At 70.3% G+C, this 12,909-nt stretch carries 10 protein-coding genes; 4 read left to right on the top strand and 6 right to left on the bottom strand.

What is annotated here, in order from left to right:
• Window positions 1–121 precede the first annotated feature (121 nt).
• On the top strand, window positions 122–802 hold the full coding sequence (locus tag BZY54_RS16995; protein WP_086726039.1) for a hypothetical protein: 681 nt from the start codon (window positions 122–124) through the stop codon (window positions 800–802).
• A 135-nt stretch (window positions 803–937) separates the two neighbouring features.
• Here BZY54_RS16995 and BZY54_RS16990 read toward each other — a convergent pair whose 3' ends face one another.
• Window positions 938–1,522, bottom strand: coding sequence for a response regulator (locus BZY54_RS16990; RefSeq protein ID WP_086726038.1), 585 nt, complete (start codon window positions 1,520–1,522; stop codon window positions 938–940).
• Window positions 1,519–5,679 (bottom strand): HAMP domain-containing protein, encoded by a 4,161-nt coding sequence (locus tag BZY54_RS16985; protein WP_244217198.1) that lies wholly within the window; start codon window positions 5,677–5,679, stop codon window positions 1,519–1,521. Before BZY54_RS16985 ends, BZY54_RS16990 begins: the two co-directional genes overlap by 4 nt.
• Before the next feature lie 315 nt (window positions 5,680–5,994).
• Here BZY54_RS16985 and BZY54_RS16980 point away from each other — a divergent pair, with 315 nt between their 5' ends.
• Window positions 5,995–7,824, top strand: a complete 1,830-nt coding sequence (locus tag BZY54_RS16980) for a SpoIIE family protein phosphatase (protein ID WP_244217197.1) — start codon at window positions 5,995–5,997, stop codon at window positions 7,822–7,824.
• Between the two features lie 158 nt (window positions 7,825–7,982).
• On the opposite strand, the gene BZY54_RS16975 is transcribed toward BZY54_RS16980, so the two are convergent.
• Window positions 7,983–8,201: a MerR family transcriptional regulator gene (locus BZY54_RS16975; protein ID WP_208640678.1), complete on the bottom strand. Its 219-nt coding sequence runs from the start codon at window positions 8,199–8,201 to the stop codon at window positions 7,983–7,985.
• A gap of 348 nt (window positions 8,202–8,549) precedes the next feature.
• On the opposite strand from BZY54_RS16975, the gene BZY54_RS16970 reads away from it, so the two are divergent.
• The gene (locus tag BZY54_RS16970) at window positions 8,550–9,695 is read left to right on the top strand and encodes a winged helix DNA-binding domain-containing protein (RefSeq protein WP_086726035.1); all 1,146 of its coding nucleotides are present in this window, start codon (window positions 8,550–8,552) and stop codon (window positions 9,693–9,695) included.
• A 383-nt stretch (window positions 9,696–10,078) separates the two neighbouring features.
• On the opposite strand, the gene BZY54_RS50895 is transcribed toward BZY54_RS16970, so the two are convergent.
• Window positions 10,079–10,507: a hypothetical protein gene (locus BZY54_RS50895; RefSeq protein WP_158103879.1), complete on the bottom strand. Its 429-nt coding sequence runs from the start codon at window positions 10,505–10,507 to the stop codon at window positions 10,079–10,081.
• A 109-nt stretch (window positions 10,508–10,616) separates the two neighbouring features.
• Here BZY54_RS50895 and BZY54_RS16960 point away from each other — a divergent pair, with 109 nt between their 5' ends.
• Entirely contained in the window at window positions 10,617–11,189 is a 573-nt protein-coding gene (locus BZY54_RS16960; protein WP_086726033.1) for a dihydrofolate reductase family protein, read from the top strand.
• 65 nt (window positions 11,190–11,254) lie between these two features.
• On the opposite strand, the gene BZY54_RS16955 is transcribed toward BZY54_RS16960, so the two are convergent.
• Window positions 11,255–12,013: a PIG-L deacetylase family protein gene (locus tag BZY54_RS16955; protein WP_086726032.1), complete on the bottom strand. Its 759-nt coding sequence runs from the start codon at window positions 12,011–12,013 to the stop codon at window positions 11,255–11,257.
• Window positions 12,014–12,208: 195 nt separating this feature from the next.
• A complete protein-coding gene (locus BZY54_RS16950) occupies window positions 12,209–12,838 on the bottom strand; it encodes an MFS transporter (protein WP_086726031.1) in 630 nt (209 codons plus the stop codon).
• Window positions 12,839–12,909: the final 71 nt, after the last annotated feature.

Genomic DNA, 12,909 nt, shown 5'->3' with positions numbered 1-12,909 from the left:
CTCCCACTCCTCCTCACCCTCGCAGCCTCCCTCCACCCCACCCTCACCCTCGGTGACCGTGCCGACAAGCCCCAGCCGTTTCTGACACCACCTACCACCGCACCCCTTGCAGGAGAGGACCATGCACCACCGCAAGCCGCGTACCCCCAAAGCCACCAAGACGGCCGTCCGCCTCGGCGTCGCCGTCACGGCCGGTCTGGTCATGACGGGCGCCACCACCGCAGCACGCGCCACCCCCGGCCGTTCCGGCGTCGCCATCGCCGTCGACACCGCGAACAGCCACGCAGACAGGACTCACGTGAACCAGTTCGACAAATCCTTCATGATCCACGAATACGGTCCCTCCGTCGCCGTGACGGCCAACAACCGGGCCGTCGCGGTCTCGGCGGGATGCTCCCTGGACGACCCCTGCCGTTCCGTCGCGCTCTCCTACCAGATCGTCACCACGGCCGGCCGGAACGCGCGCCTGATCAACGCCACCAACATCAGCAGGTCCGTCAACGAACACTGCCCGGCCTGCCAGACCTTCTCCGCCGCCTACCAGTTCGTCGTGGCCACCCCCCGGCAGTTCAGCCTGAGCCGCCAGGCGCGCAGCGAACTCAGCAGCATCAACCGCCGGGTGGACGCTCTCAAGGCCTCCAGCCTGCCGATCTCCCAGATCACACGTGAGGCCGACGAACTCGCCCGGCAGGTCAAGGCCGTCCTCGACCGTGAGGCGGCACGCGCACCGCGCACCAGTGGCAGCAACGACCCCTTGGCCGACTTCATGCCGACCGTGACCATGCACCGCTACGTCCGCTGACGTGCCTGCCCCGGCCTGGCGGCCGGGGACCTGCGGCTGCCTCAGCGACCGCCTGGTGGACGGATGCCGGCCCGGCCCATGACGGTGTCCGTCCACCTGCGCGCCAGACAGCCACGTGAAGGGGCGAGCAGGGCTCTAACCGGCGGTGTGGTGCGGCAGGAGGGCGCCCACCGTGTGCTCCAACTCCGCGATACGGTCGGCGAGAACGGCTGTCCCGGCATCCGGCCTGCCGCGCAGCAGCACCTCGATGCGAGTCAGCCGCTGGGAGATCTCCGCGAGCCGGTCGGCGTCCACGGGCTGCGCACGCGTGGCCAGTTGACGGTTCTTGCGGTACAGCTCGAGGAAGACGTTGACCTTGGTGCGCAGCATCCACGGGTCGATGGGCTTGGTGATGAAGTCGGCGGCGCCGATGGCGTATCCGCGGTAGGCGTTGTCGGTGCTCGCCCCGGTTCCCGTCACCAGAATGACGGGTACGTCCTTGGTCTGGTCGAGGCGCTTCATGTTGGCGGCGGTCTCGAAGCCGTCCATGCCGGGCATCCGGACGTCCAGGAGGACGACCGCGAACTCCTGGCGCAGCATCGCCTTGAGCGCTTCCTCCCCCGAGCGCGCACGGACCAGGTGCTGGTGCAGGGGGCCGAGCACGGCTTCGAGCGCGATGAGGTTCTCCTCCATGTCGTCCACGATCAGGATGCTGCAGTGCCCGGCCGGGTCGGTGCTCATGGCGCGTCCCCGGGCCGGGCGCCGGCGTCGTGGGTGCCGGGCGGTTCTTCGGCGGTGCCCGCATCCTGCAGGGGCCCTGGGGCCTGGCTCTGGGGGTCGAGCAGGTCGCAGACGATCGACAGCAGGCGGTCGACGTTCACGGGCTTGGGCACGTAGTCGGAGGCGCCGCTGTCCATCGCCTTCTCGCGGTCCCCGGGCATGGCCTTGGCGGTGAGCGCGACGATCGGCAGATGCGCCAGACGAGGGGTGTCCCGGATGGCGCGGATGGTTTCGTATCCGTCCATCTCCGGCATCATGATGTCCATCAGGACCAGGGACACGTCGGGGGACCGCTGCAGGACCTCCAGGCCCTCCCGGCCGTTCTCCGCGTACTTCACGGTGATGCCGACACGGCCCAGTACGTGTGTGAGGGCGAAGACGTTGCGGATGTCGTCGTCGACGATGAGGATGTGGCGGCCTGCCAGGACGCGGCCGGGGCGCCCGCTGAGCCATTCCCGCAGCCGGGTCGTCTCCGGCCAGGTGACCTCGCGGCTTTCGGCGATCGCCGGGGCCGCCCTGCCCATCAGCTTCTCCGGGCTGAGCCGGCCCGGATCCAGCAGGCCGGCGTCCGCACCGCTGTCGAACGCGGGCTCGGCCGTGGCGCTCTGGGCGGCTGCCGGCGCCCGGGGCTCGGCGGGCAGCGTCGGCGGGAGGCCGATGGCGCGCAGGTGCGCCGGATCCTGTCCGGCGAAGGCGTCGGGGTAGCGGGAGGGAATGTAGAGGGTGAAGCGGGAGCCCACGCCCGGCTGGCTCTCGGCGACGATCTTGCCGCCGAGCATCCCGGCGATCTCCCGGCTGATGGACAGACCGAGGCCGGTGCCGCCGTACTTGCGGTTGGTGGTGCCCTCGGACTGCTGGAACGCCTCGAAGATCATCGGGAGTTTCTCGGGAGCGATGCCGATCCCGGTGTCCTTCACGGAGAACGCGATGACGGCTTCGGCGTTCCTGAGGGTCTCCTCCTCGAACTGCTCGCCCGGCACCCGGTCCACGCGCAGCTCGATGGTGCCGGCGTGGGTGAACTTCACGGCGTTGGACAGCAGGTTGCGCAGCACCTGCTGGATGCGCTGCTCGTCGGAGTACAGCTCGGCCGGTACGGTCTCGCTGACGGCGACCTCGAAGCCCAGGCCGCGGTCGAGGGTGAGCGGCCGGAACGTGGCGTGCACGTAGTCCAGCAGCTTGATCAGCGGCAGGATCCTCGGGCGTACGTCCATCCGGCCGGCCTCGATCTTCGACAGGTCGAGGATGTCGCTGATCAGCTGGAGCAGGTCCGAGCCCGAGCGGTGGATGGTGGTCGCGAACTGCACCTCCTGCTCGGACAGATGCCCGTCGGGGTTGTCGGCGAGCAGCCGCGCCAGGATCAGCAGCGAGTTGAGCGGGGTCCGCAGTTCGTGCGACATGTTCGCCAGGAACTCGGACTTGTACTGCGAGGCGGTGGCGAGCAGGGCGGCCTTGTCCTCCAGCTCGGCGTTGGAGCGCTGCAGTTCGTCGGAGCGCTCACGCAGCTCGGAGGTCAGGCGCTGGGACTGCGACAGCAGGGACTCCGTACGGGAGTTGGCGATGATCGTGTTGATCGACACGCCGATCGTGTTGGCGAACTGGTCGATGAAGGCCAGGTGCACATCGCTGAACCTGCTGAGCGAGGCCAGCTCGATCACTCCGAGCACCTGGTCCTCGAAGAGGATCGGCAGGATGACGATGCTGGCCGGATAGGCCATGCCCAGCCCGGAGCTGATGGTGATGTAGTCCGGCGGCACGTCGGTGATGAGGATGCGCTGCTTCTCCTGCGCGGCCTGCGCGATCAGTCCGCGGCCCGGGGTGCCGGTGCCGGGCAGCGGACTGCCCCCGCCGGCCTGGTCGGTGCCGTACCCGGCGATGAACTGCAGGCCCTCGCCGGGCTGCGCACCCGCCTCGGCCAGGAAGAACGCGCCGAACTGCGCGTTCACCAGAGGAGTGAGCTCGCGCAGGATCAGGTCGGCGACCTCCACCAGGTCGCGGTGACCCTGCATGAGGGCGGCCATGCGGGTGAGGTTGGACTCCAGCCAGTCCTTGGCGCGGGTGGTCTCGCGGAGGTTGGAGACCATGAGGTTGATGTTGTTCTTCAGTTCCGCGACCTCGCCCTGCGCCTCGACCGTGATGGCGCGGGACATGTCGCCCTGGGTGACCGCGCTGGCCACCTCCGCGATCGCCCGGACCTGGGTGGTGAGGTTCAGGGCCAGCTCGTTGACGTTGGTGGTCAGCCGCTTCCAGGTTCCGTAGACGCCCTCGACCCGGGCCTGGCCGCCCAGCTGCCCCTCACTGCCGACCTCCCGGGCGACACGGGTGACCTCGGAGGAGAACGAGGACAGCGTGTCGACCATCGTGTTGATGGTGGTCTTCAGCTCCAGGATCTCGCCGCGCGCGTCCACGTCGATCTTCTTCGACAGGTCGCCCTGGGCGACGGCCGTGGCGACCTGGGCGATGTTGCGGACCTGCGAGGTGAGGTTGTCCGCCATGGAGTTGACGTTGTCGGTGAGGTCCTTCCACACCCCGGAGACGCCGCGGACCTGTGCCCGGCCACCGAGCCGGCCTTCCGTGCCGACCTCGCGGGCCACCCGCGTGACCTCGTCTGCGAACGCGCGCAACTGCTCGACCATCGTGTTCACGGTGTCCTTCAGCTGCAGGATCTCGCCGCGCGCATCGACCGTGATCTTCTTCGACAGGTCGCCGTTGGCGACCGACGTGGTCACCTGGGCGATGTTGCGGACCTGCGAGGTCAGGTTCGTCGCCATGAAGTTGACGTTGTCCGTCAGCTCTTTCCACACCCCCGAGACGCCGCGGACCTGCGCCTGGCCGCCCAGGTTGCCCTCGGTGCCGACCTCGCGGGCCACCCGCGTGACCTCGCCCGCGAACGCCGACAGCTGGTCGACCATCGTGTTGATCGTCGACTTCAGCTCCAGGATCTCGCCCTTGGCTTCCACAGTGATCGTCTTGCCCAGGTCGCCCTGGGCGACGGCCGTGGCGACCTGGGCGATGTTGCGGACCTGCGAGGTGAGGTTGTCCGCCATGAAGTTGACGTTGTCGGTGAGGTCCTTCCACACCCCGGAGACGCCGCGGACCTGCGCCCGGCCACCGAGCCGGCCTTCCGTGCCGACCTCACGGGCCACCCGCGTGACCTCGTCGGCGAACGCCGACAGCTGGTCGACCATCGTGTTCACGGTGCTCTTCAGCTGCAGGATCTCGCCCCGCGCATCCACCGTGATCTTCTGGCTCAGATCGCCGTTGGCGACCGCCGTGGTCACCTGGGCGATGTTGCGGACCTGCGAGGTCAGGTTCGAGGCCATGAAGTTGACGTTGTCGGTGAGGTCCTTCCACACCCCGGAGACACCCGGAACCTGTGCCCGGCCGCCCAGCTGCCCCTCCGTGCCGACCTCACGGGAGACCCGGGTGACCTCGTCGGCGAACGCGCGCAGCTGGTCGACCATCGTGTTCACGGTGAGCTTCAGCTCCAGCAGCTCGCCGGTCGCCTCGACCGTGACCTGGCGGGTCAGGTCGCCGCGCGCGACCGAGGTGGTCACCACCGCGATGTCGCGCACCTGCGCCGTCAGCCGGGCCGCCATCGTGTTGACGGCCTCGGTCACATCACGCCAGTCACCGGCCAGTCCCTGAACCGTGGCCCGCCCCCCGAGACGGCCCTCGGTGCCGACCTCCCGGGCGACACGGGTCACCTCGCCGGTGAACAGCGACAGCTGCTCCACCATCCGGTTCACCCCGCGCCCCAGGCGCCGCAGATCGCCGCGGAGCTGACGCTTGCCGTCGTGCAGCTCGACGCGCTGCGTCAGATCACCGTCCGCGACGGCGGTCAGGACGCGGGTGGCGTTCACGACCGGGACGACCAGCGCCTCCAGCAGCGTGTTGGCCGCGTCCACGCTCGTGGTCCATGCCCCCTGGCCGGGGCTCGCCGCGAGCCGTTCGTCCAGCCGTCCTTGCCGCACCACCTCCCGGCGCACCCGTTCGAGCTCCGCGGTGAGATGCGCGTTGCGCATGATGATCTGGTCGAGCACCCCCGCCATGTCGGCGAGGACCCCGTCGGGCAGCACTCCTGCGCGTACGGTGAAATCACCGTCGCAGAACGAAGTCATGGTCGCGAGGAGCGGACGCAACTCGGCAACCCGTATCCACTCGCCGTCGGGTGCGGCGGGTGGGGGGCCGCCTTCGACGGGCCCCCGCTCCCGGAGCTCCGGCTCACGGGATGCGAGGTCAGGCTGGGTGGCAGAGTTCATGGGCAACCCATTTCCTGACGAATAAAAAATCTTTTTGCCCCATTTAGACTACCTTCATCAGGTACGCGGCTCGATGCAGGAATGGATCTCGCCACGTGCCGACAGCGAACCGACGTGAACCGACCGGAGCAGCCCGTGAGGTCATTGCTCGATCCGCGTGAATCCGTGTCGCGGATGCGCATACCCGCCAACGAACTCGCGGCCTCGGCCGCGCGCAAGTTCGTGCGCGCCGTGCTCGCCGAGCGGACCGCCGTGGAGTTCCCCGGCACACCGGCGATCAGCCAGTCGCTCCTGGACGACGCCGTGCTCCTCGTCAGCGAGCTGGTCACCCACGCCGTCACGCAGGCCGCATTCGAGGTGGAGGTCGTCTGCCACCTCGAAGCCGGCCAAGGCCCGCCGGCCCATCGCGCGCAAAACGGGGCCCCTCCGGTGGATCTCGTCGTCGAGGTACTGGACCGCAACCCGTCCCACGCCCTCCGGGGCGCAAAGCGCATGCGCAGCGACCTGCGCGGCTACGGCCGGACGCTGGTGCGCGCGCTGGCCCAGTCATGGGGCGTGACCTACCGGCACACCGAGAAAGAGTTCTGGTTCTGCCTGGAATGCGCGGCGCAGACCCCGTACCGGACCACGCGGCAGGGCCTGGCCGGCCCCCTCGCCGACGTCGCCCCCCACGAGCCGCCGGCCCCCGCTCCCGCCACCACCGCACCGCCGGGCGACCGCCCGGGCCGCAGCACCGAGTGGGCCGAGCGCGAAGGACAGATGTTCCTCGCCCAGGCCGGCGAGCTCCTCGCCGGCCAGCTGGACGAGGACATGGTCGCAGCGCTCGCCGGACAACTCCTGGTCCCCAGGCTCGCCGACTGGTGCGGCGTCTGGCTGACCACCGACGGCCCCGAGACGCGGCTCTCCCACGTCTGGCACAGGGACGAGCAACACATCCGCGAACTGCGCAGGAGCCTGGAGAAGGACCGCCCGCCCACCGGGCTGAGCACGACCGGCGCCCCGTGGCCCTGGCCCGGCTCTCCGGACACTGAGGAAGGCGGCTCGGCACTGGCGTTCCCACTCATCGCCGACGGACAGTGCCACGGCACACTGCTGATCGGCCAGGTGCCGCACCTGACCGACGCCGCCGTACGACTCGCGGAGGACATCGCCCGAAGAGTGGCCCAGGCAGTGCTCATCGCCCGCCGCTACACCAGGCAGGCGAGCATCAGCCGCACCCTCCAGCGCAGGCAGCTCCCCACGTCCCTGGCCATGATCCCCGGCGTCGACACGGCGATCGTCTACGAACCCAGAGGCGAGGGCCAGACCGTCGGCGGGGACTTCTACGACCTGTTCCCCATGGGAGACCGCCGCTGGTGCTTCCTCCTCGGCGACGTGTGCGGCCACGACCTGGAGGCGATGTCCGTCACCGGCCTGGCCCGGCACCTGGTACGGCTGCTGGCACGCGAGGGCCACGGCGTGGAGTCCCTGCTCAACCGGCTCAACCTCGCGATGGCCGAGGAAGCCGCCGAGGCCATGGCACTCAGCGGCGAACAGGAAGGCTCCCGCTTCCTGAGCCTGCTGTACGGGGAACTGGAACCCGACCCGGTCGCCGGCGGCGCACGCTGCACCATAGCCAGCGCCGGACACCCGCTGCCGCTGCGACTGCTCACGGACGGCTCGGTGACCGAGGTCGCCGACCCACAGATGCTGCTCGGAATCCACCAGCACGAGGAGTTCCACGCCAGCACCTTCACCTTCGCACCGGGCGAGACACTGCTGTGCGTGACCGACGGAGTGACCGAACGCCGCAGAGGCACACACCAGTTGGACGACAACGGCGGCCTGGCCGACGTGCTGCGGGGCTGCGCCGGACTGGGCGCGAAGGCCGTGGCGGAAAGGGTCCGGCGGGCCGCCCACGACTTCAGCACCGAGCCCATCGACGACGACCTGGCCGTACTGGTCCTGGAGGCGGTCCCGCTACTGGCGCCCAAGGGAGCGACCAGGTCACCCTTCCTCCCCTGAACCACCCAGAAGGGCGCATCACCCGATCGTCGGGCGGGCCGGTCACGCCTGAACACCCCCCTCATCGGACGCCCTCTGGGCCCGGACGGCCGTGGAAAGGTGCGTCAGACCGCGGAGATGCCAGGCCGCCACCGCGGTCGCCTCCGGCGCCCGGGCGATCAGGCGGCTCGCCCGTGCAGGCACAACACGGCACTGAGCGCGGCGCCACCCTCCAGGAGGGCTCTGGAACGAGCCGCGATGCCGGCGTCCCGGGCCACCGGCACGGAGGCGACCTCCTCCGCCCGGCGGGCGCGCCGCAGCTGCGGCACGAGGGCGCGCAGAGACGCGATGCGATAGCCGGCCCTGCGCAGCTGGTGAACGATCCGCGCATCACACACCTGGGCGGGGGTGTATCGGCGAGACCGACCCCAGCCCCGCCGACACCGTCATCGCGCACCCCGTCCACGGCAAGGCCGGCTGGCTGATTCCGTGGTGAACCCGGCCCCGCGCACGGAGGCGGCAACCCGTGAACTGCCGTACGCCGCCTACCACCGGGCACGCGCACGCCATGAGCGACGCACGGAGTCGACAACACGATAAAGCAACTTGAAAGGCGGCGGCCGCACGTCGTCCCGCCGGACGACACCCTCATCACCGTGCGCCCAGACGGCAGACAGCCGGCTTCAACTGGCCTGCTCACATTGCCCATTGCTCCACGCCAGAGCCGATGATGACATGATCAGATCATGAGCCTGACCGTGCGACAGCTCGCCCTGGCCACCCTGGACCGCCTGTTCCTGCTCGAACGCCGGCGCCTTGACGTGGCGGAGGCGGTCCGCCGGGTCTGCGCTCTGCAGGCACAGACACCGGCGTCGCCGTACCTGGCGCTGTGGAACCGTGTGCAGGACTTCGCGCCCGAGGACCTCGACGCGGCGTTCGCGGACCGCCGGATCGTGAAGGCGACCCTCATGAGGATCACGCTGCACGCCGTGCACGCCGAGGACTACGCGCCCTACCGCGCCGCCATGCTGGGCAGTCTGCGGGGTGCGCGGCTGTACGACCGCCGCTTCACCGCCACGGGGCTGACGCCCGCCGACGCCGACGCCCTGCTTCCCGAGCTCGCCGGGTTCCTGGCGCGGCCCCGCACCGGCGCCGAGGTGGAGAACGAGGTCACGGGGCGGTTCGGCGAGCACGCGCACCGCGTGTGGTGGGCGCTGCGCACGTACGCGCCGGTGCATCACGCGCCGACCGGCGGCCCGTGGTCGTTCACACAGCGCAACGCCTACCTGGACTCCTCGATGGCCCCCGGGTCCGCGTCCGCGTCACAGGAAGCGGATACCGGGGCCGAGCGGCTCCTGCTCGCCTACTTGCGCGCGTTCGGGCCCGCGTCGGCGCAGGACTTCGCCCGGTTCACCCTGCTGACGCGCCCCGTGATCACCCGGGCGCTGCAGGGGCTCGGCGACCAGGTGGTGCGGGTGGCGGGCCCGGGCCGCGCCGCCCTGTTCGACCTGGCGGGCGCCACGGTGCCTTCCGAGGACACCCCGGCGCCGCCGAGGCTGCTGCCGATGTGGGACAGCACGCTGCTGGCCCACTCCGGCCCAGGGCGGCTCGTGCCCGAGGAGTACCGGCCGCTGGTCGTCCGGCGCAACGGCGACGTGCTGCCCTGCCTGCTCGTCGACGGGCAGGTCGTCGGGGTGTGGCGCGCAACCGACGGCGGACTGCACCTGACGGCCTTCCGCAAGCTCGGCAAGGCCGCATGGCAAGGCCTGACCGAGGAGGCGGAGAAACTCTCCACGCTGCTCGCCGCCCGCGATCCGGCCGTCTACCGGCGCTACGGACACTGGTGGGACAAAGGCCTTCCCGAGGCCGACAGCAGGATCGTCAAAGGCTGATGGCGCCGCCCGGTTCCACCCGGAACCGCTCCCCGGGAGGGCCGGCGCCAGGCCGGAGCCTCACCAGAGGGCGGCTCGACACGTCCCCCGTCCTCATCGATCACCGCCGACTCGCCCAGCGACACCACCGTCTCAACCGGTACGGCTGCCGGCGCGGTCAGCCGCTTGTAGGGTGGGCCGTCATGGCCGAGTCCCACCCGCTGCTGGACATGTTCCTCGATGCTGCCGACGGGCGCTTCCCGACCGCAGACGGCCGCACAACGGTTCTTCCCCCTCTGCCGGGTGGATTGGAGTGCTCGGTCGCCTTCACCGGGCACGCCGTCATCGCCACCGCCCTGTCCGCCTCCGACGTCCAGGCCCAAGGACCCGACGGCTACGGGGCCTCACTGGCTCCTGACTTCCTGCGGCACCTCGCGGGTCGCGACGGATGGATCGGCAGCCTCGACGCGATACTCGTCGCGCGTGGCGCGCCGGCCGCCGGCCGCCTGCCGGAACGTCGTGATGCCGATGACCATCCGCGGGTTCGGCACGCTCGGGCTCTGCGTACCGACGTCCGTGTCCACGGAGACGAACGCGGCCTTGTCACACTGGCCGACGGCCTGGCCGGCCGGCGTGAGATCAGCGTCGAACTCAACCGCCCGGGCAGCGGTGAGGCCGGGCAGGGCCGCTCCCTTCTGCGTGACGCGCTCGCCCTGCTCCCCGCCGGCGAGCCGGTCTTCGCCGCTGTCGCCCCGGGCAACGCCCGGTCCCTTCGGGCTTTCCTCGCTGCCGGATACACCCCACTGGGAAGCGAGGTCATCATCCGCCCCCAACGACCGGCCTCCGGATAAACACCTGATCCCCGCCACAAGAGACGGCCTCTCAGGCCAGGGGACCGACCAGATGGCGGGCCCACCGCACACGAGAAACCGAGGGAGCACCATGCGTACCCTGATCAGCACCGCTTTCATCTCGCTCGACGGCGTCGTGGAGGCCCCCGGCGGCGAACCCGGCTACCGCAACTCCGGCTGGACCTTCAAGGACATCCAGTTCGTCCCCGAGGCGTTCGAGATCAAGGGACGGGAGCAGCAGGAGGCCACCGCGATGCTGATGGGCCGGGTCAGCTACGAGGCGTTCAGCCCGGTGTGGCCGGACATGGAGGAGTTCGCTCAGTACAAGACGATGCCGAAGTACGTCGTCTCGACCACCCTCACCGAGGACAAGCTGGTCTCCGACTGGGGCGAGACCACCATCCTGCGTTCCCTCGACGAGGTCGCCGACCTGAAGAAGACCGAGGGAGGACCGATCATCGTCCACGGCAGTGCCTCCCTGAACCACGGTCTCTCCGACGCCGGCCTGATCGACCGCTACCACCTGCTCGTCTACCCGCTGCTGCTCGGCGCCGGCAAGCGCCTGTTCAGCACCACGGACAAGGACACCCAGAAGCTGAAGCTGGTCGAGCACGAGGTTTACGCCAACGGGCTGCAGAAGCAGGTCTTCGACGTGGTCCGCTGACGGGCCGGTCAGTGCCGGGGGGTTCGGGGGGCACGGCCGCCTTCCTCGCGGGTCGAACGGCGTGGTCAGTCAGTCAGTTCGGTCTGGGCCGACGCGGCCGTTGTGAGGGGGTGGCGGATGTACCACTCGGTGGCGAACAGCCGCTCCCGTGCCTCCGGCGCAAGGCCGGCGACCACCCCCGGTAGGGCTCCCCGCTCCACTTCGGAGCGGTGCGCCAGTACCGCGGCGATCTTCTGCTTCATCCAGGGGCCGACGTCGACGGTTGCGGTGACCTGTGCGTCGGGAACGCTGTACAACGCCTTGCGTGCACCGATCACCTCTCTCAGCGCGGGCACGGCCGAGTGGGGATGGGTGGCCAGGTACAGGGCACGCGGCTGCAAGGGGGCGCCGGCGTCCGGGTAGAGCTGCCCGAGCCCGGCCGCTTGGGCGGCGAGCATGGACACCCGATGGGTGTGCACGTGATCGGGGTGACCGGGCAGCCCGCCGTAGGCGTCATGGGTGACCATGATGTCCGGGCGGAATTCCCGGATGTGTGCCACCAGCCGTCGCACCGCCTCGTCCAGCGGTGCGTCGCAGAGCCGCAGGCGGCCCGGGGCCGAGTGCGGTACACGCGCATCGGCGTAGCCGAGCAGCCGCGGCGTGCCGGCGCCGAGGATCCGCAGCGCCTCGGCCAACTCCGCGGCCCGCGGGGTGTTTGCGGCCCAGGTCGCCGTGACGACCGCGGTACGTGCGCCCGCGGCTGCGTGGCGGGCGAGTACTCCGCCTGCGGACAGCGACTCGTCGTCCGGGTGGGCGAAGACCGCGAGCAGGTTCGGCACGGGCATGGACAGGCCGCCTTCCTGGGCGAAGGGAGCCCGATCGTACGTCACACAGGGCGATGCGCTGCCGGGTCCGACTTTCGTGCTGCGGTCTCGGTTCGCGGCAGAGTGCGGCCTGCGCCCGGGGCTGACTGCGGTCGCCCTGGCGGGTCTGGGTGCTGGAGGGCGACAGCGGGTGGGCTGTGGGCGGGAGGTTGTGTGTCAGTGCGTCGTGACGGTGGTGTGGTGCGGCCGGTTGTGTATCAGCAGGGCCGAGGCGAGGGCCGCGCACAGGAAGACGACGGCGACGACGGTCATGCCGGCGTGGACGCCGGAGGTGAAGGCGTCGCCGACCGCGGCGGTCACGTTCGGCGGGGTCGCTCGGTGGCCGCTGTTGCCGGTGGAGACGGCGTGCTCGACGGCGGGCCAGGCTGCTTGGGGCACGTGGTGGGTGTCGAGGCGGGTGGGCAGTTGGGACTGGAGTCGGCCGGTGAGCAGTGCGCCCAGGAGGGAGGAGCCGGTGACGGATCCGATCTGGCGGAAGGCGTTGACGGCTCCGGATGCCATGCCGGCGCGTTCGTGGGTGACGCTGACCAGGGCGGCGGCGGTGCTGGGTGCGGCCACCAGCCCGGATGCGGCTCCGAAGAGCGCGTACAGCCACCACACCTGGGTGTAGGGGGTGGTCGGTTCCAGGGTGGTGAATCCGGCTGTGGCGGCGGCTCCGATGAGGAAGCCTGCGGTCAGTGGGAGTTTGAAGCCGGTGCGGCGGATCAGGCGTCCGGTGGCGTAGGCGACGATGACGTAGACGCCGAAGAAGGGCAGCAGGCGCCATCCCACGTCCAGGGCGGACAGGTGCTGGACGCGTTCTTGAAGCTCTCCCCTCCCTTCGCAAGCTCAGGAAGGGGATTCCGGTCTACCTTGCG

The sequence above is a fragment of the Streptomyces carpinensis genome, from assembly GCF_002154505.1.
Classification (GTDB): domain Bacteria; phylum Actinomycetota; class Actinomycetes; order Streptomycetales; family Streptomycetaceae; genus Streptomyces; species Streptomyces carpinensis.
This window is presented reverse-complemented; position numbering and strand designations above follow the sequence as displayed.